General features: G+C 61.8%; 14 protein-coding genes, 1 other RNA gene and 2 pseudogenes. 10 read left to right on the top strand and 7 right to left on the bottom strand.

Features of this window, described 5'->3' with window-relative positions:
- Window positions 1-6: 6 nt before the first annotated feature.
- The 5 genes and pseudogenes from C6571_RS20150 to gyrA form a co-directional block, all read right to left on the bottom strand.
- Window positions 7-2,036: pseudogene (locus C6571_RS20150) on the bottom strand (bifunctional 3-phosphoshikimate 1-carboxyvinyltransferase/cytidylate kinase).
- 125 nt (window positions 2,037-2,161) lie between these two features.
- Complete coding sequence (locus tag C6571_RS02390; protein WP_106445273.1) at window positions 2,162-3,043, bottom strand: prephenate dehydrogenase; 882 nt, start codon at window positions 3,041-3,043, stop codon at window positions 2,162-2,164.
- Window positions 3,044-3,085: 42 nt separating this feature from the next.
- A pseudogene (gene pheA, locus C6571_RS02385) lies at window positions 3,086-4,206 on the bottom strand (prephenate dehydratase).
- Window positions 4,203-5,312, bottom strand: coding sequence for a 3-phosphoserine/phosphohydroxythreonine transaminase (serC, locus tag C6571_RS02380; RefSeq protein WP_106445272.1), 1,110 nt, complete (start codon window positions 5,310-5,312; stop codon window positions 4,203-4,205). The pseudogene pheA and the gene serC overlap by 4 nt, the downstream one beginning before the upstream one ends.
- 105 nt (window positions 5,313-5,417) lie before the next feature.
- Window positions 5,418-8,081, bottom strand: coding sequence for a DNA gyrase subunit A (gyrA, locus tag C6571_RS02375; RefSeq protein ID WP_106445271.1), 2,664 nt, complete (start codon window positions 8,079-8,081; stop codon window positions 5,418-5,420).
- Between the two features lie 227 nt (window positions 8,082-8,308).
- Here gyrA and ompA point away from each other — a divergent pair, with 227 nt between their 5' ends.
- The 10 genes from ompA (at window position 8,309) to C6571_RS02325 (ending at window position 16,437) form a co-directional block, all read left to right on the top strand.
- On the top strand, window positions 8,309-8,950 hold the full coding sequence (ompA, locus tag C6571_RS02370) for an outer membrane protein OmpA (protein ID WP_106447992.1): 642 nt from the start codon (window positions 8,309-8,311) through the stop codon (window positions 8,948-8,950).
- Window positions 8,951-9,036: 86 nt separating this feature from the next.
- Complete coding sequence (ubiG, locus tag C6571_RS02365) at window positions 9,037-9,756, top strand: bifunctional 2-polyprenyl-6-hydroxyphenol methylase/3-demethylubiquinol 3-O-methyltransferase UbiG (RefSeq protein WP_106445270.1); 720 nt, start codon at window positions 9,037-9,039, stop codon at window positions 9,754-9,756.
- Complete coding sequence (locus tag C6571_RS02360) at window positions 9,749-10,420, top strand: HAD-IA family hydrolase (RefSeq protein WP_106445269.1); 672 nt, start codon at window positions 9,749-9,751, stop codon at window positions 10,418-10,420. The genes ubiG and C6571_RS02360 overlap by 8 nt, the downstream gene beginning before the upstream one ends.
- Before the next feature lie 7 nt (window positions 10,421-10,427).
- Window positions 10,428-10,815, top strand: a transfer-messenger RNA (tmRNA) gene (gene ssrA / locus C6571_RS02355).
- Window positions 10,816-11,021: 206 nt separating this feature from the next.
- Window positions 11,022-12,260, top strand: a complete 1,239-nt coding sequence (locus C6571_RS02350; protein ID WP_106445268.1) for a tyrosine-type recombinase/integrase — start codon at window positions 11,022-11,024, stop codon at window positions 12,258-12,260.
- Window positions 12,261-12,360: 100 nt separating this feature from the next.
- Window positions 12,361-12,885, top strand: coding sequence for a hypothetical protein (locus tag C6571_RS02345; RefSeq protein WP_106445267.1), 525 nt, complete (start codon window positions 12,361-12,363; stop codon window positions 12,883-12,885).
- Between the two features lie 137 nt (window positions 12,886-13,022).
- Entirely contained in the window at window positions 13,023-13,271 is a 249-nt protein-coding gene (locus tag C6571_RS02340) for a helix-turn-helix transcriptional regulator (protein ID WP_106445266.1), read from the top strand.
- 10 nt (window positions 13,272-13,281) lie between these two features.
- A complete protein-coding gene (locus C6571_RS02335) occupies window positions 13,282-13,527 on the top strand; it encodes a hypothetical protein (RefSeq protein WP_106445265.1) in 246 nt (81 codons plus the stop codon).
- The gene (locus tag C6571_RS02330) at window positions 13,524-15,980 is read left to right on the top strand and encodes a DUF3987 domain-containing protein (RefSeq protein WP_106445264.1); all 2,457 of its coding nucleotides are present in this window, start codon (window positions 13,524-13,526) and stop codon (window positions 15,978-15,980) included. The genes C6571_RS02335 and C6571_RS02330 overlap by 4 nt, the downstream gene beginning before the upstream one ends.
- Window positions 15,970-16,437, top strand: a complete 468-nt coding sequence (locus C6571_RS02325) for a hypothetical protein (protein WP_146139295.1) — start codon at window positions 15,970-15,972, stop codon at window positions 16,435-16,437. The genes C6571_RS02330 and C6571_RS02325 overlap by 11 nt, the downstream gene beginning before the upstream one ends.
- Before the next feature lie 67 nt (window positions 16,438-16,504).
- Here the strand turns inward: C6571_RS02325 and C6571_RS02320 are convergent, their stop codons facing one another.
- Both C6571_RS02320 and C6571_RS19440 read right to left on the bottom strand, forming a co-directional pair.
- Window positions 16,505-16,873, bottom strand: a complete 369-nt coding sequence (locus C6571_RS02320) for a hypothetical protein (RefSeq protein WP_106445262.1) — start codon at window positions 16,871-16,873, stop codon at window positions 16,505-16,507.
- An 89-nt stretch (window positions 16,874-16,962) separates the two neighbouring features.
- The gene (locus tag C6571_RS19440) at window positions 16,963-18,141 is read right to left on the bottom strand and encodes an HNH endonuclease (RefSeq protein WP_146139294.1); all 1,179 of its coding nucleotides are present in this window, start codon (window positions 18,139-18,141) and stop codon (window positions 16,963-16,965) included.
- Window positions 18,142-18,171: the final 30 nt, after the last annotated feature.

Genomic DNA, 18,171 nt, shown 5'->3' with positions numbered 1-18,171 from the left:
AGCCATTCAGCCCTTGGCGCTGGACGCAAAGGGCTGGCGCTGCTGCCACCAATCCAAGACCTGGTTCACAGCCTGTTCGACCGTGAGTTCGGAGTTGTCCAGCGTCAGCGCGTCCTGCGCAGGCTTCAAAGGGGCAACGCTGCGGGTCATATCCCGCGCGTCGCGCGCCTCCAAGTCTGCGCGAAGGTCTGCTATTTTAGCGTCCAAACCCCGTGCAATCAACTGTTGATAGCGCCGCTCGGCCCGCTGGGCTGCGCTGGCGGTCAGATACACCTTGAGTGGCGCGCCCGGAAAGATCACTGTGCCCATATCGCGCCCATCGGCCACCAGGCCGGGCAGCGCGCGAAAAGCCAGCTGCACGTCCACTACGGCGGCGCGCACCTCGGGCAGCGCGGACACGCGGGACGCGTCCATGCCGGCCTGCTCGGTGCGGATGGCGTCGCTTACGTCCACACTGGCGAGCAGCACCCGCGCACCGTCAAAGTGCAGCGCCATGCCGCGCGCGAGGTTCGCAATGGCGACGGCATTGGCGGGGGCAATGTCCAGGCCGGCATTCCGCGCCGCCAGTCCCGCCACGCGGTAGATGGCGCCCGAATCAAGCAGGTGGTAGCCCAGGCGCTGCGCCACTTGCGCAGCCAGCGTCCCCTTGCCAGACGCGGTCGGACCGTCGATGCAGATCACCGGCACCTTGGCCGCAGCGGTTTGCACCACGGAAAACAGCGTTTCGAAATAGTCTGGAAAGGTCTTGGCCACACAGCGTGGGTCTTCAATGCGCACCGGCAGAGCGGCGGGGTTGAAGGCAGCGAGCGAGAAGCACATGGCAACGCGGTGGTCGTCGTAGGTGTGGATGCTGGCTGTCGTCCAGTGCTGTGGCGTTGCGGGCGGTGCGATGCGGATGAAGTCCGCGCCTTCCTCCACCGTTGCCCCGAGCTTGCGCAGCTCAGCCGCCATGGCGGCGATGCGGTCGGTTTCCTTCACGCGCCAGCTGGCAATATTGCGCAGCAGCGTCGGGCCGTCGGCGTACAACGCCATCACGGCGATTGTCATCGCGGCGTCGGGGATGTGGTTGCAGTCGAGGTCAATCGCCTTGAGCGGCCAGGCACCGCGCTCGACCTCGAGCCAGTTGGGCCCGCCGCTGACGCGCGCGCCCATGGCCTGCGCCGCGTCGAGGAAACGGATATCCCCTGAATCGAGTCGAGCCCTACACCACAGATTTTTATGCCTTTTTGACCCTCAGCGCTTGCTGCAATTGCGCCTAAAGCTATGAAATAACTAGCAGAAGAGGCGTCCGCTTCGACATGGATGCTGCCGGGCGATCGGTAGCGGCTGCCCGCGGGGATGCGAAAGCGCTGCCAATGTTCGTTTTCGACTTCAATGCCAAAGCGCTTCAGCAGCGCCAGCGTGATCGCTATGTAGGGCTTGGAGATGAGCTCGCCCACGACCTCGATCACCACGTCCTGCTGCTTTGCCGCCAGCGGCAGTGCCATCAGCAGAGCAGTCAGGAACTGGCTGGAAACATCGCCGCGCACGCGCACCGGCTGGTCCAGCGCCAAGGCCGGCACGCCACAGCCCTGCGCAATGTGCAGCGGCGGGTAGCCCTCGGTGCCCAAGTAATCGATGCCGCAGCCCAGCTGGCGCAGCGCATCGACCAGGTCGCCAATCGGGCGCTCGCGCATGCGGGCCACGCCATCGAGCGTGAAGTCGCCGCCCAGCAGGGCGAGCGCGGCCGCGAGTGGGCGCATGGCCGTGCCAGCGTTGCCCAGAAAGAGCTGCAGCGGTATCGCAGGGCGGTTGTCACCTATACCAGTGATTCTGGTTTCCCCATCGCTCTGCTCAACCCGACAACCAATCGCGCCCAGGGCGTCGAGCATGACGCGGGTATCGTCCGAATCGAGCAGGTCGTGCACCACCGTGGTGCCGGTGCTGAGAGCCGCAAGCAGCAGCACGCGGTTGGAAATGCTCTTGGAGCCAGGCAGTTGAACCGTGCCGCCCGCCGAGGCGAGTGCAGGAATATCGAGAAATGCGGTGCTGTACATCGGTTTTGTATATCCATTGCGCTATAGGCCCAGGCAACTGGCGCGGCCCAGACCAGCAGATGCCGCGCAAGGGCCGCCCCGCCGCGCTGGCGTCGTCCCCCTTCGGGGAAGGCGCCGTAGGCGACTCAGGGGGATTTTTTACGCTGTGCACCCATGCGCCAATGCGCACGCGTTTCGCTGGACAGCGTCAGCATGTCTTCCAGTGCCTGTGCGTTGTCGTTGCGGATGGCGGTCTCGAAACTGTGCAATGCCTGCTGGAAGAGCTTCGACTGCGCCAGCAGCTCGTCGCGATTGGCCAGCAGCACATCGCGCCACATCTTGGGGTCGCTGGCGGCAATACGCGTGAAATCACGAAATCCCGGACCGGCAAGCGAGAGAAAGGTGTCCGCCTGGGGCTGGCTGGTGATGCTGTTGACCAGCGAGAACGCCAGCAAGTGCGGCAAGTGGCTGACGGCGGCAAAGGCCTCGTCGTGGGACTCCGGCGACATGCTGGTCACCCGGCAGCCCAGGGCAGTCCAGACTTCTTCCGCACGCTGCAACTGCAGGGTCAGGGTACGCTCGGTGGGGGTGAGAATGATCTGGCGCCCGCTGTAGAGTTCGGCGTCTGCGTGCTCCACCCCCGACACCTCGCGCCCTGTGATCGGGTGCGCAGGAACGAAGGAGCCTACCTGGTCGCGCAGCGCGCGGCGTGCGGCCTGCACCACGTCGGACTTTGTCGAGCCGACGTCCATGATCAACATCTGGGGCGTCACCAGGTGGCGGATGGATTTGAGCGTGGCTTCGGTGGCAGAAACAGGCACGGCCACCATTACGATGTCGGCCCCCGCAACGGCGAGCAGCGCGGACGGCGCCTCGACGTCGATCACGCCCAACTGGCGTGCACGGTCGGTGGTGGAAGGCGACTTGCTGTAGCCGACGACGCGTTTGACCAGGCCCGCCTTTTTGAGCGCCAGCGCAAACGAACCCCCCATCAGGCCGCAGCCGATCAGGCCGAGTTGTTCAAACATGGTGGAGCCCCGGAAGAAGTGGCGCGAAGATGCTGCAGTGTGTCATGGCGTCACCGGGTAGGTGCCCAGCACTTTGTAAAAGGCGCTCAGGCTGCGCAGTTCGGCCAGCGCGGCTGCCACATGCGGCTGGCTCGGGTGACCGTCGATGTCGATGTAGAAGTAGTACTCCCACTGGCCGGTGCGCGCGGGGCGTGACTCAAAACGCGTCATGGAGACGCCGTGCTTCTTGAGCGGCACCAACAGGTCGTGCACCGCGCCAGGCTCGTTGGGCACCGACACAATCAGGCTGGTGCAGTCGCGTCCCGAAGGTGGCGGCGTTTCCAGCGTGTGCGGCAGGCAGATCACGGCAAAGCGCGTACGGTTGTAGGCCTCGTCCTGGATCGCATGCGCCACGATGTGCAGGCCGAACTGGGTGGCCGCGCGCTCGCTGGCCAGAGCCGCCCAGGCGGGGTTGGTAGCCGCCAGGCGCGCGCCTTCGGCGTTGCTCGATACCGGCCGGCGCTCGACATGGGGCAAATGCTTGGACAACCAGGCTTGGCACTGAGCCAGCGCCTGCGGGTGCGCCAGAACCGCCTCAATGCCCTCTGCCGACGGACTCGTGCGCAGCAGGTTGTGGCGCACCAGCAGGCTCACTTCGCCGACCACATGCGTGGGGGTGTGCAGGAACAGATCGAGCGAGCGTGTGACCACGCCCTCGACAGAATTCTCGACGCCAACAACGCCGAACTGCGCGCTGCCCGAGGCCGTGGCGTGGAAGACCTCGTCGAAATTGGCGCAATAGACAATGTCGGCCGCACCGCCGAAGTAGTCGATGGCGGCCTGCTCGCAAAACGTTCCGGCCGGTCCGAGCACCGCCACGCGCTGGGGGACTCCAGCGCCAGGCAGGCCGACATCACCTCGCGCCAGATGGCCGAGACATGCGCGCTGCGCAAGGGGCCGGGGTTGGCGCGGACGATTTTTTCAATCACCTGCGCCACGCGGTCGGGGCGAAAGAAGGGCGTGCCTTCGCGCTTTTTCACCTCGCCTACGCGCTCGGCCACCAGCGCGCGCTGGTTGAGCAAGGTGAGCAGCTGCTGGTCGATGTTGTCGATCTGCACGCGCAGGCTGGCCAGATCGGGCGAGGCCACGGGCTGGTTCGTGGGTGGCGGTGGCGCGGCGCTCATCCGTGGGCTTTCTCGAAATCGTGGAGGTAATCCACCAGCGCCTGCACGCCGGCCAGCGGCATGGCGTTGTAGATGCTGGCGCGCATGCCACCCACCGACTTGTGGCCCTTGAGCTGCAGCAGGCCGCGCTCGCGCGCTCCGGCCAGAAAGGCGTCGTTCAGCGCTTCATTGCGCAAAAAGAAGGGCACGTTCATGCGCGAGCGGCAAGGGGGCGAAACCTTGTTGTAGTAAAGCTGTGAGCCGTCGATCGTGCCGTACAGGAGTGCGGCTTTGGCGATGTTGCGCTGCTCCATGGCGGCAATGCCGTGCGCTTCGCCTTCGGTCTGGCGCGCCAGCCAGTCAAAGGTAAGCCCGGCCATGTAGATCCCCCAGGTCGGCGGCGTGTTGTACATGGAGTGATTGTCGGCCACCAGGCGGTAGTCGAAGGCGCTTGGGCAGGCAGGCAGGGCCTGCCCGATCAGGTCTTCGCGCACCACCACGATGGTCAGGCCGGCGGGGCCGATGTTTTTTTGCGCTCCGCCAAAAGCCAGGCCAACACGCGACCAGTCCACTGGCCGCGAGGCCACATGGGAGGAAAAATCCACCACCAGCGGCGCGTCGCAGCCCAGGGCGCGCAGGTCGGGAAGCTCGTGGAATTCCACGCCGTTGATGGTTTCGTTGCTGCAGATGTGCAGGTAGCTCGCACCCACGCTGGGCGTCCAACTCGCCGGGTCGGGCAGGGTGGTGAAGCTGCTGGTCTCGCCCGAAGCAGCGATGTTCACTTCCGACGCGTACTTGCGGGCTTCCTTCTGCGACTTTTGGCTCCAGCTACCAGTCACGACGAAGTCCACGCCCGCCGCGCGGGAGAGGTTCAGTGGAACGATGGCGTTTTCGGCCAGACCGCCGCCTTGCATGAAAAGAATCTTGAACTCGGGCGGGATGGACAGCAGCGAACGGAAACCGGCTTCGGCGGCTTCGTAGATGGAGAGAAACTCCTTGCCGCGGTGGCTCATTTCCATGACGCCCATGCCGCTGCCTTGCCAGTCCAGCATTTCGGCTGCCGCGCGCTGCAGCACTTCCTCAGGAATTGCCGCCGGGCCGGCCGAAAAGTTGTACGGACGTTGCATGGAAAAATCAGGAGTGAAATAAGGTCCTAGCGCTTACCGGATAATCGTTAGTAGCTATAAAAATTATAGTTTGCATTTGGGCAGGCGCGCCGTGCAATCGAGCCCCTACTCGCGTTGCGGCTCTGCATCCGGGGATCCTCCCGGCGCTGTGTCGGGCGTTTCTGCATCTGCATTGTCTGCACCTTGGGCGTCGTTTTCCACAATGCGCTGCAGACCGATCAACTGGGCGCCGTCGTCCAGCGCAATCAAGGTCACGCCTTGCGTTGCACGGCCCAGTTCGCGAATTTCCGAAACGCGCGTGCGCACCAGCACGCCCTTGTCGGTAATGAGCATGATCTCGTCGTGTGCGTGCACCAGGGTGGCTGCCACCACCTTGCCGTTGCGTTCGCTTTGGGAGATGGCGATCATTCCCTTGGTGCCGCGGCCGTGGCGTGTGTATTCGGTGATGCTGGTGCGTTTGCCGAAGCCGTTTTCAGTGGCGGTGAGCACGCTCTGGCTCTCGTCCTCGGCCACCAGCATGGCGATCACGCTTTGGCCTTCTTCAAGCATCATTCCGCGCACCCCACGCGCCTGGCGCCCCAAGGGACGCACGTCGTTTTCATCGAAACGAACGGCCTTGCCGCCGTCGGAAAACAACATGACATCGTGCTCCCCGTCGGTGAGCGCTGCACCGATCAGGAAGTCGCCTTCGTCGAGGTTGACCGCAATGATGCCGCCCTTGCGCGGATGCGAAAAGTCGTCCAGAGCTGTTTTCTTGACCGTGCCCATACTGGTGGCCATGAACACATAATGGTCCGCCGGAAAGGTGCGCATGGCACCGGTCAGCGGCAGCACCACGTTGATCTTCTCGCCCTCCTGCAGCGGAAACATATTGACGATGGGACGGCCCCGTGAGCCGCGCGAACCGGCAGGCACTTCCCAGACCTTGAGCCAGTACAGGCGCCCACGGTTGGAGAAACACAGGATGTAGTCGTGCGTGTTGGCAATGAAGAGCTGGTCGATCCAGTCGTCTTCCTTGGTGGCTGTGGCTTGCTTGCCGCGCCCGCCGCGCTTTTGCGCGCGGTACTCTCCCAGTGGCTGGCTCTTGATGTAGCCGGTATGGCTGAGCGTCACCACCATGTCGGTGGGCGTGATGAGGTCTTCGGTGGACAGGTCTTGCGCGCTGTATTCGACCAGGCTGCGGCGGGCGCCGAGCTTGCTTTGGCCGAATTCCTGCTTGATGGCTGTGAGCTCATCACCAATGATGGTCGAGACGCGCTCGGGCGTGGCCAGGATGTCCAGCAGGTCTTCGATGACCGCCATGATGTCTTTGTACTCGGCGACGATCTTGTCCTGCTCCAGCCCGGTGAGGCGCTGCAGCCGCATTTGCAAGATCTCCTGCGCCTGGGTATCCGACAGTCGGTACAGGCCATCCTGGCCCATGCCGAACTCGCGCTCCAGCCCTTCGGGCCGGTAGTCGTCGGCATTGATGACGCCGCCATCGGTGCGCGTACGGGTGAGCATTTCGCGCACCATCTTGCTGTCCCAGCTGCGCGCCATCAATTCAGCCTTCGCCACCGGGGGCGTCGGGGCGCTGCGGATGATGGCAATGAAATCGTCGATGTTGGCCAGCGCCACCGCCAGGCCTTCGAGCACATGGCCGCGGTCGCGCGCCTTGCGCAGCTCGAACACGGTGCGCCGCGTGACAACCTCGCGGCGGTGCTGCAGAAACACGCTGATCAGCGTCTTCAGGTCACACAGGCGAGGTTGACCGTCAATCAGCGCCACCATGTTCATGCCGAAGGTGTCCTGCAGCTGCGTTTGCTTGTACAGGTTGTTCAGCACCACTTCAGGCACTTCGCCGCGCTTGAGTTCAATGACCAGACGCATGCCCGATTTGTCGGACTCATCCTGGATGTGGCTGATGCCCTCGATTTTCTTTTCGTGCACCAGCTCGGCCATGCGCTCTTGCAGCGTCTTCTTGTTTACTTGATACGGCAGCTCGTCCACGATGATGGCCTGACGCTGGCCGCGGTCGATGTCCTCAAAGTGGCATTTCGCCCGCATGATGACGCGGCCACGGCCTGTCCGATAGCCGTCCTTGACGCCGGTGATGCCGTAAATGATGCCGGCGGTAGGAAAGTCGGGCGCCGGGATGATCTCCATCAACTCGTCGATGGTGGCCTCCGGATGCGCCAGCAAGTGCAGGCACCCGTCCACGACTTCATTCAAATTGTGCGGGGGAATATTGGTGGCCATGCCTACGGCAATGCCCGAGGAGCCGTTGACCAGCAGGTTCGGCAGTTTGCTCGGCAAGACCAAGGGTTCTTTCTCGCTGCCGTCGTAGTTGGGACCGAAATCGACGGTTTCCTTGTCGATGTCGCCCAGCATCTCGTGGGCGATCTTTGCCAAACGGATTTCGGTGTACCGCATGGCGGCAGCGTTGTCGCCATCGACGGAGCCGAAGTTGCCCTGGCCGTCCACTAACATATGTCGCAGCGAGAAGTCTTGCGCCATGCGAACGATCGTGTCATACACCGCGCTGTCCCCGTGCGGGTGGTACTTGCCGATCACGTCGCCAACGATACGGGCAGACTTCTTGTAAGGCCGGTTCCAGTCGTTGTTCAGCTCATGCATGGCGAACAGCACGCGCCGGTGCACCGGCTTCAAGCCGTCCCGAGCATCCGGCAAGGCCCGCCCCACGATCACGCTCATGGCGTAATCCAGATAGCTGCGCCGCATTTCCTCTTCAAGGCTGATCGGTAGAGTTTCTTTGGCGAACTGGGTCATAGGATGGGTACAAAGCGGCGGGGACTGGGCATTTTAGGCGCAAGGCTTTGTAGCTGCAGAGCAACATTTGGGGGTTCAAGCGCTTTTGTCCTACGATCTGACCCTTCGCCTGGATCGCTTGGCGCTGTTACGTATGGCACAATCTGATCAACGTTTTTGGTGATGGTCACCGAATGACGTCCTTGATTCGCAGCGCTGCTGCGGCCTTTGCCCCCAAGAGGAGAACCATGAATAAACTGAACAAAGTGGCGATGTTGTTGGCCTCTGCAGCGCTTGCTACCGCCGCTGGTGCCCAGACTGTTGACAACTGGAAGAACGGTACCAACGAACTCGTCTGGAAGAACGGTACCAACGAATTGTGCTGGCGCGATGCCGCCTGGACCCCTGCTACCGCAGCTCCTGGTTGCGACGGCGCTTTGGCAGCTCCTGTAGCTGCAGCTCCCGCACCGGCACCTGCTCCTGCAGCTGCTCCCGCACCGGCTCCCAAGCCCGCTCCCGCAGTAGCAGCTTCGAGCAAGGTGACCTACGCCGCCGACGCGTTCTTCGACTTTGACAAGTCGGTTCTCAAGCCCGCCGGCAAGGCCAAGCTCGACGATCTGGTCTCCAAGGTCCAGGGTATCAACCTTGAAGTGATCATTGCCGTCGGCCACACCGACTCCATTGGTACCGACGCCTACAACCAGAAGCTGTCGATTCGTCGCGCTGAAGCTGTGAAGGCCTACTTGGTCGCCAAGGGCATCGAAAAGAACCGCGTCTACACCGAAGGCAAGGGCGAGAAGCAGCCTGTCGCCGACAACAAGACCCGCGAAGGCCGTGCCAAGAACCGCCGCGTGGAAATCGAAGTAGTGGGTACCCGCTCTTCCAAGTAATCCCTGATTGCTTGCTAAAAAGCCCCGGCGACGGGGCTTTTTTCATGGCGCTTTGCCTTTGTGACTTTGCCATCGAGCGACGAAAAATGACGACTACCGCCAACGTGGATCCTGCCGAACTGGCCAAGTTTTCCGACCTGGCTCATCGCTGGTGGGACAAAGAGAGCGAATTTCGCCCGCTGCATGAAATCAACCCCTTGCGCTTGGCCTGGATCGATTCCATCGCCCCCTTGGCGGGCAAGCAGGTGCTTGACGTGGGATGCGGCGGTGGCATTCTTGCGGACGCCATGGCGCGCAAGGGTGCCCAGGTGCTGGGCATTGACCTGGCCACCAAGTCACTCAAGGTTGCCCAGTTGCACGCTCTCGAAGCCCAGACCCCGCAAGTGAGTTACCGCGAGATCAGTGCTGAGGCCCTGGCGCAGGAGCAACCGGCAGGCTTCGATACCGTCACCTGTATGGAAATGCTGGAGCATGTCCCCAACCCGGACTCCATCGTGCGCGCGTGCGCCGAATTGGTGCGTCCAGGTGGTTGGGTGTTTTTCTCCACCATCAACCGCAATGCCAAGGCGTTTGCATTTGCCATTCTGGGGGCCGAATACGTGTTGAGGCTATTGCCCCGCGGTACCCATGAATACGCGCGACTCATCCGCCCCAGCGAACTGGCGCAAAGCTGCCGCGGCGCCGGACTGGAAATTGCCCATACGAGGGGCTTGGAGCACAACCCGCTCACCGGACGCTATTGGCTCAGCCAGAACACCAGCGTGAACTACCTGGTGGCGGCGCAGCGACTGCCCTCGAATGTTTGAAGGCAGCCGCGCCGTCCTGTTTGATCTGGACGGGACCCTTGTGGATAGTGCGACCGATCTGGGCCGTGCCGCCGACAAAATGCGGACCGACCGCGGGCTGCCGCCCCGTCCGCTGACCGATTACCGCGCGATGGCGGGTGCCGGCGCGCGCGGCATGTTGGGCGTCGCTTTTGGCATTGCGCCCGGCGATCCCGGCTTCGATCCGCTGCGCGAAGAGTTTTTTGCAAACTACGCAGCCTGCATGTTTGACCACGCGGCTGCATTTGACGAAGTAGCGGACCTGTTGGCCGCCCTCGAGACGCGCGGCCTTCCTTGGGGTATCGTGACCAACAAGGCGGCGCGTTTCACGGAGCCTCTCCTGCGCGCCCTGCCGGTCTTCGCCAAATGTGCAGTAGCTATCAGCGGTGACACAACACCACATGCAAAGCCGCATCCTGAGCCCTTGTTCGAGGCTGCGCGGCGCTTAGGTATTGCCCCTGAAAAATGCATTTATGTGGGTGACGACGAGCGCGATATCGTGGCGGGTCGTGCAGCAGGCATGGCCACTGTAGCTGCCAACTACGGCTATCTGGGCTCCGAAGCCTCGGTCAAAGCCTGGCGTGCCGACGCAGAAATTAATTCGCCCATGCAGCTCTTGCAATTTTTGTCTTCACGCTTAATATAGGGTGCTTGGGGCTGCCCTGGTTTCGACGTGGGTTCGGAATCGGCGTGGTGCATGTCGAGCTTGATTGGCGCTCGTAAATCTGCATTCAAAAAAACTAACTGCAAACGACGAACGTTTCGCACTCGCTGCTTAATTGCCAGTGAGCCTTGCAACAGTTGGCCGATGGGCTGGGCAAGGGGGTATCGAGCAATCGGTGCCTCCCGGCTGCAAGGATAATTACATGGGCTGGTTCTGATCCGGGTACCTTGGGTTGGGACGAGACAATAGGGTACTGGCGGCCGGTATAGCGTGCGACTGCGCGATACCGGTGGCGAGACTTAAATCAGACCGCTAAACATGTAGATCTGCCCGGTAAAGGCTTGCGGACGCGGGTTCAATTCCCGCCAGCTCCACCATCCATCAAAACAAAGGCCGCCAAGGAACACCACCTGGCGGCCTTTTTCATTGGTAAATCAGGCACTTACGCAGCAGGAACAGACAAGGGCAACCATTGACAGCCAAACCGTGAGCGGGGAACATATCGGGGAACAAAACCCAATTTACCCCGGTAGGCGGGGAACAACTGCCCCGCCAAGGCCGGGGAACACCCCAGGGAACCCCGATGCTGACAGACGCCCAATGCCGCAATGCCACCTGCCCACCAGACAAGAAGCGGGAGCGCCTGACCGATAGCGCGGGGCTGTACCTGGAAATTAGTCCTGCGGGTTCCAAGCGCTGGTTCCAGAAAATCTACCGTGACGGCAAGGAAACCCGGCTGGCGCTGGGCAGCTATCCAGCCGTAGGCTTGACGGCGGCAAGGCGGGCGCGGGATGCGGCAAAGCTGCAAAAGGCAGAGGGCACCGACCCCATACAGGCCCGCAAGGTGGAAAAGCTCAAGGCGATGAACCCGGCAGGCGACAGCTTCAAAGTAGTGGCCCTGGAGTGGTACGAAAAGCAGGAACCCCATTGGAGCGAAGCCCATGCAGTGCGGGCAAAGCGCCAGTTTGAGCGTGACCTGTTCCCCTGGCTGGGGGATCGGCGGCTGGCCGATATCGAGCCCGTGGAACTGCTGGCGACGCTGCGCAAGATCGAGGAACGCGGCGCTGTAGAGACTGCCGACCGGGGCCTGATGCTGGCGCGGCAAGTATGGCGCTACGGGGTGGCGACGGGCAGAGTGAACCGGGACATTACCGGCGACCTGAAAGGCGCATTGGCCCCCTACCGGGGAACGCACTTCGCTGCTATCACCGATCCCGAGCGGCTGGGCGAGTTGCTGCGCGCCATCAAAGGCTACAAGGGTGGCCCCGTGGTGCGGGCAGCGCTGCGGTTGGCCCCCCTGTTGTTCCAGCGCCCCGGCGAACTACGCGGCGCGAGCTGGGCAGAAATCGACCTGGAGGCGGCGCTGTGGACGCTCCCCTCTGCGCGGATGAAGCGCACCAAGGACGGCAAGGAAAACGGGCAGCCCCACCTTGTCCCCCTGCCCACCCAGGCCGTGCAGATTCTCGAAGTCTTGAAGCCCTACACCGAATCAACCGGGCTGGTGTTCCCCGGCGAGCGCCAGCGCAGCAAGCCCATATCCGAAAACTCAGTACGCACGGCGCTGATATCCATGGGCTACACGCCCGACATTCAGACCTGGCACGGGTTCCGGGCAACGGCACGCACCATGCTGGCTGAACGGCTGGAATGTGATCCGCTGGTGATCGAGGCGCAATTGGCCCATTCCGTGCGCGATGCGAACGGGCGCGCCTACAACCGCACCACCTACCTGAAGCAGCGCCAGACCATGATGCAGCGCTGGGCGGACTATCTGGACAAGCTGGCCGCTGGTGCTGACGTGGTGCAACTCAAGCGGGCATAGACAACAGTTTGACGCCACGCCTTACCCGACGGGGAACAACCGGGACACCCTGACCCGGCGGCGCTGGCTTCTTTTTGGGGCGTGAGAGACAGGGAGCGCGATGGCTCAGAAAGACGAAGACTTTGATGCGGTAAGAAAAGAAGTGGCGGCAGAAATTGCAGCGATCAACGCGGGCAAGCCAAATCATGAAGATCTTGTACGCGAACTCGCGGTGACGAAGCTGCTTTTGCGGTACGCCGAGACCACAGCGGCATACCGAAGCGAGGCATTTTCGGCGCTTGAACAGTCAATCCAAACTGCCCGAGAAAGCGTGACGCTCTTGGAAGCTGAGCGGCAGCTAAATGAAACTCTGAAAGAGCAGCAAAGCAAGCTGATTAACCTGCTTCCCAAGGTGTTCAAGGCAGGGGAAAAAAGCCTTTCCAAGCGTGGAGTTAATGCACGTCACAATGAAAACCGCGCCATGAAGCAGGAAGTTTTCGCCTGGCTTGATGCCAATTTCAGCACCTGCACTAGCATGGATGATGCTGCGGAGAAAATGGCCGGAAAACTTGTTCCCTGCAGGTTCCGCACCGTGCGCGACTGGGTAGGCCAGTGGAAAAAACTACGCTCTGCCGGCACACCGTAGGCGCTACCGGCAAACTGTTGGCCCTACCGGCACACCTTTCGGCCCACGGGCTGACAGGCTTCAAATAGCAAGCCCCAAAAACCAAACTGCTACCCATCGCAACACCGGCAACCAATGCCGTGAAAGGATGGGCAGCAATGGCACTTTGGAGAATCGACGCCTGCAAGGCTGAAACAGGCGACCGCAGCAACACCAGCATTTACAACGCCATCCGGGCGGGGCTTTTCACCCGGCCCGTAGCCATCGGGCAGCGTGCAAAAGCCTGGCCTGACTATGAGGTGAAAGCCATTGTTCGCGCCCGCATCGCGGGGCAGTCCGATGGTGAAATCCGCGAGCTGGTGAACCGCCTGCATGCCAAGCGGATAGACCAACTGGCGACGGTTTGAGGGGGCGAATATGAAGCAGCCCCCAAACAAAAACGCCCCGGAGCTGGCAGGCTCCAAGGGCGCTATTCAGAAATCGGACGGCGCTGATTTTACCGCCCTGCAAGCTGCATTCGCACAGCGCGGGCATCACCTGAACCACGTCACTTCCCCGGACGGCACAACCACCTATTGGGCCGAGCGCTGGGGGCTGGTGCGCTACCTGCCCAACTTGCACGATGCCGCGCTGTTTCTGGCGCAGATCGGGGGGCGGCTGTGATCGCATCCGAACAATTCCAACAAGCCATTGCAGGCGATCGCTTGCCAGTACCCGAGGTGATCCACGGCGACGGCACGCTGTACCGATTCAGCACCAACGGCAAGCGCATGGATCAATCGGGCTGGTACGTACTGCACGACGATGGCGACGTTCCGGCGGGCGCATATGGTTGCTGGCGCAGTGGGATATCAAAAACCTGGTGCAGCAAAGACACCAAGTCAATGACACCAGCCGAGCGCAGCGCCCACCTGCAACGCATGCAGGCCATTGCACAGCAGCGCGAAGCCGACAAGACCCAGCGCCAGCACGATGCAGCGACGGCGGCGGCGCAGCGCTGGGAGGCTGCGCTACCTGCCCCGGCGGATCATCCGTATCTGGCAAAAAAGGGCGTGCATGCCCACGGAACAAGGGTTGAGCCGGATGGTTTTCTGATCGTCCCCATGCGCGACACAAACGGCAAGCTGTGGAACATCGAGCGCATCAACCCAGCGAACTTCAAGGACAAGAAGGGATTGCTTGGAGGACGGCGCACCGGCCTGTATTACTCGATTGGCAAGCCCAAGGGCGTGCTGATCGTATGCGAGGGTTTCGCTACGGGCGCATCTATCCATGAGGCTACCGGCGATGCCGTTGCCGTGGCTTTCAACGCTGGCAATCTACGGGAAGTGGCCCAGGCACTGCACAGCAAGTACCCCAAGCTGCGCCTGATCCTGGCGGCTGACGATGATGCATTTACCGACGGAAATCCGGGCATCACCAAGGCCACTGAGGCGGCAAGGGCCGTAGGTGGCTACCTGACAAAACCTAACTTTGGCGAGCAGCGCAACGAGGCAGAAACCGACTTCAACGACTTGCACCAGCGGGCCGGCCTGGGGGCTATGCAGGCGTGCTTTGATGCGGCTGTGGCCGTGGTGGCTGATCCCGTTTTTCCGCCATTGGAGGACGTGGCCCACGGTATCGACATAGACCCGGCCACCACTGCACCCGAGCCGCTGCGCGCGCCGCTGCCACCTGGCGAGGCATACCCTGTTGACGCGCTGGGCGACGTGCTGGGTGGCGCTGCGCGAGCTCTTCACGAAGTGGTCAAAGCACCAATGGCGCTGTGCTGCCAGTCTGTGCTGGCCGCTGCCAGTCTGGCCGCGCAAGCGCATTTTGATGTGCAACTGCCATGGGGCCAGCGCAAGCCGCTATCGCTCTTCCTGCTGACCGTGGGCGAGTCTGGCGAGCGCAAGAGCGCGGTTGACGATGTAGTTCTCGGAGCGGCAAAAGCCCATGAAAAAACCGCCATGGCCGCCTATCAGGAGGATATGGATCGTCATGAGGCCGATATGGCTGCATGGGGCAAGGCCACCGAGGCGGCGCGCACCGCTGCCACCCAGGGCAAGAAAGGCACGGCCACCGCCGAGCAGATACGCGATGCGGTTGCAGCCGTCGGAGACAAGCCTGTTGCACCCATTGCGCCATTGCGGTTTGTGACCGACCCGACGGCTGAAGGGCTCTACAAGCTGCTGGCAATGGCGCAGCCGAGCGTGGCGCTTTTCAGCGACGAAGGCGGGCTACTCATTGGTGGGCATGCGCTGAACGGCGACAACTTCCTCAAGACCATCACGCGCTGGTCAAAGATGTGGGACGGCGCACCTTTTGACCGCGTGCGTGCTGGCGATGGCGTGGGCATCCTGTACGGGCGGCGCATGGCCTTGCACCAGCTGGCGCAAGGGAACGTGATGGTCAAACTCTTGTCCGACCGGCTGGCCAATGGACAGGGGCTGCTGGCGCGCTGTCTGGTGGCGTGGCCCGCGTCCACTATCGGCACGCGGCACGCTGATGCATTCGAGTGGGCAGGGGCACGACCCGAGCTCAAACGGATGTTTGCCGTGCTGTCTGGCCTGCTGGAGAGTGAGCCGCGCACGTCGGAGAAAAACCCGCAAGAACTTGATCCCCTGGAACTGCCGCTGTCGGCTGAGGCCGGTCAATTGGCGCTGCAAGCGGGCAACCAGTTCGAAACATTGATGGCGACCGGGAACGACCTGAGCGAGCTGCGCGACCGCACCGCAAAGGCGGTAGAAAACGCCTGCCGCATTGCTGGCGTACTGGCTGCAATTGAGGGCGGCATGGGCACCAGCGAAATTACTGCTGACCACCTGGCGCGCGGCCTCGTGCTGATCCAGTGGTATCTGGCCGAGGCGCTGCGCATTCGTGGCGCAGCTGCTGTACCGCAGTCTGTGCAGGATGCCGAGGCGCTGTCGCACTGGCTACACGCGCGAGGCATGCGCAAATTCCGAACCCGCGATGTTCTCAACGCTGGCCCTGCGCAACTGCGCAACAAGGCGCGACTGATGGCGGCGATAGAGCAGCTTGTCGAGGCCGGGTACATCACCGCATGCCCGGCAGGGACGGAGATTGACGGCGTGAAGGCGCGCAAGGCGTGGGAGGTGCATCACCATGTGGTTTGACCCTCAAACCCTGCTGGCGCGCTCTTACCCCCCTGCGACTTCTGCGACTTCTGCGACTTTCGAGGTGCAGGTAGGGACAAAAGTCGCAGAGTCGCAAAAGTCGCAGCCTGCCGCGAACGATGCAGCCCTCGACCCCGACAGCTATTGCTGGCCGCACAGCAGCGCCTGGAACACCAGCGAGATAGCGTTGTTCAACCGGCGCGCGGCGCTGTTCGTGCGGCGTGGTGCCGACGAAGCCCAAGCTGAGAAGCTGGCCGATAGGCTGGTGACCCGTGACCGTGAGGACGACGACCGTCGGCTGTGCTTGGAGTGCCGCCACTTGCAAGGCGCTACCCCCTGGCGCTGTGGCAACTGGTGCATGGCTGGCGTTGCTGTTCGTTCCGGCGATGCGGGCCTGGCTCGTGACATGGTTATGCTGTTGCAGCGCTGCCCGGGAGCGCATTCGATACCACTGTGATCCTTGCGCGAAATGCGCGAGTCGTAGATCGCCTGAAACTCATTGCCCGCCGTTGCTGGCTGATCTGCTACGGCAGTTGTTCCAGCAGGCTTCGCAGGCTGTCTTGCTGCGGGAGAGGTTGCACCTTGCCCGGCTTCGACCAATCGAGGTGGGACAAAAGACTGTGCATTGAGTCGCTGTTCGTCAGGCTCGTGCCCCACCACTTCGGCGGTTGATCCTGCGCGATCTGATACAGCGCCGGCAGATGCTCCTGCGACATTTCCAGTGCTGATTGCGCCGCCTTTTCGTCCTGGTCGATCAGGTCTTGCAGCTTCTCCGCTAGAAGCATCGGATACACCTTCGGGTCTGGCTTGGCCTTCGACGGGACAGCCAGCAGCAACGCCTGCCCTTCTGACAGGTCGCCCGCTGGAATCCAGTAGTTGCTCGTATTGCTCATAGACGTGTCTCCCGGTACCGGTTAGATCAAAATTTCAAAGGGCTTCAAGTTGGTCTTTATCGTTGGCGCAGGCCTGACACAAATATCTCTCACGGCCCAAACCAATTCCTGATGCCGCTGAAGATGACGAGGGCCAGAATTACCGCAAACACCAGCAGGTCTGTCTTCCATAGGTGAGCAGGCGTACGGTTTTTCTGTTGTTGCGGTTTGGTGGATTCTCTGGGAATTGCTGTGGTAGAAGTAGGCGGCGGTGCTGGTGCTGGTGCTGGTGCTGGTGCTGGTGCTGGTGCTGGTGCTGGTGCTGGTGTAACGATTGACTGAACTTGCGATAGTTCTTCCCGAGCCGCCACCCATTGCTCTTCAGACGCTCTTTTTCTGGAATCATGCCGGGTGACCCAGAAGTCAAGTCCGTCTGATGCGTTGAATACCAGAGTGCAAGAAGGGCAGCGCACCCTTTGGCTTTCAAGAACGGCCGTCGTGAGCTTGGCCGTCAGTTGGGTACTACACCTGGGGCAGGCTAGGTCAAGGGGGGGTGTTTCTCGCAGGATTGAAGAAGGGTTCTGGGTGCCGGGTTGTGTCCAGGTGGGCGTAGCAGGTTCAGGCGGAGTTACCGGTGTTGGGGCGGGGGGCGATACAGGAGCGCAAGAGCCTGGCGGGGGGCGTATCGGAGAGGCTGACTCCGGGTCTGTCGCCTCCATCCAATCGAACTCACGCTCGTGTTCGGCCTCGTGGCATTTTCTGCACAGCGTGACTAAATTGCTTTGCTGATTGGTACCGTGGTGCGACAAGTAGATGATGTGATGCACATCCAATATGGTGTCAGCCGCACCGCATGTCACGCATTTATAGCCATCGCGGCGACGAATGCGGCGGGCTACATCGATCCAGTCTCCTGGGTAATCGGCTGATCCATCCATGCGCAGCAGGCCGCGCCTATGGGCGCGCATGATCTTAAAGTTGCGCGTGCTGTTCTCAGGCTTCTTCAGTAAATTTGTGATCCAGTCATGCAGTGCATCTTCCACTGCCGAGTCCAAGTCCGCCAGAATCCGCTGAGCCTTCCGGCGTTTCCATTCCTCATCGGATAACAAGTCGCGCTCAGCATTGCGCTGCATGCCCCGTGCCAGCATTTCGGCCAATTCAGCCTCTGCATTCTTCGCTGGTACAGGTGAGCGATTGAGGCTACCGACACATCGAGTACAGATATCGATATGTTCGGTCTGGAACTTGAGGGACTTGAAGGTGTGCTGACAAATGCGGCAAGTAGGCATAGGAGATAGAAAAAAACTGCTCGCTAACCT

Source organism: Simplicispira suum, assembly GCF_003008595.1.
Lineage (GTDB): Bacteria > Pseudomonadota > Gammaproteobacteria > Burkholderiales > Burkholderiaceae_C > Simplicispira > Simplicispira suum.
Note: the sequence above shows the minus strand (reverse complement) of the source record. Positions and strands in the feature narration are given on the sequence as shown.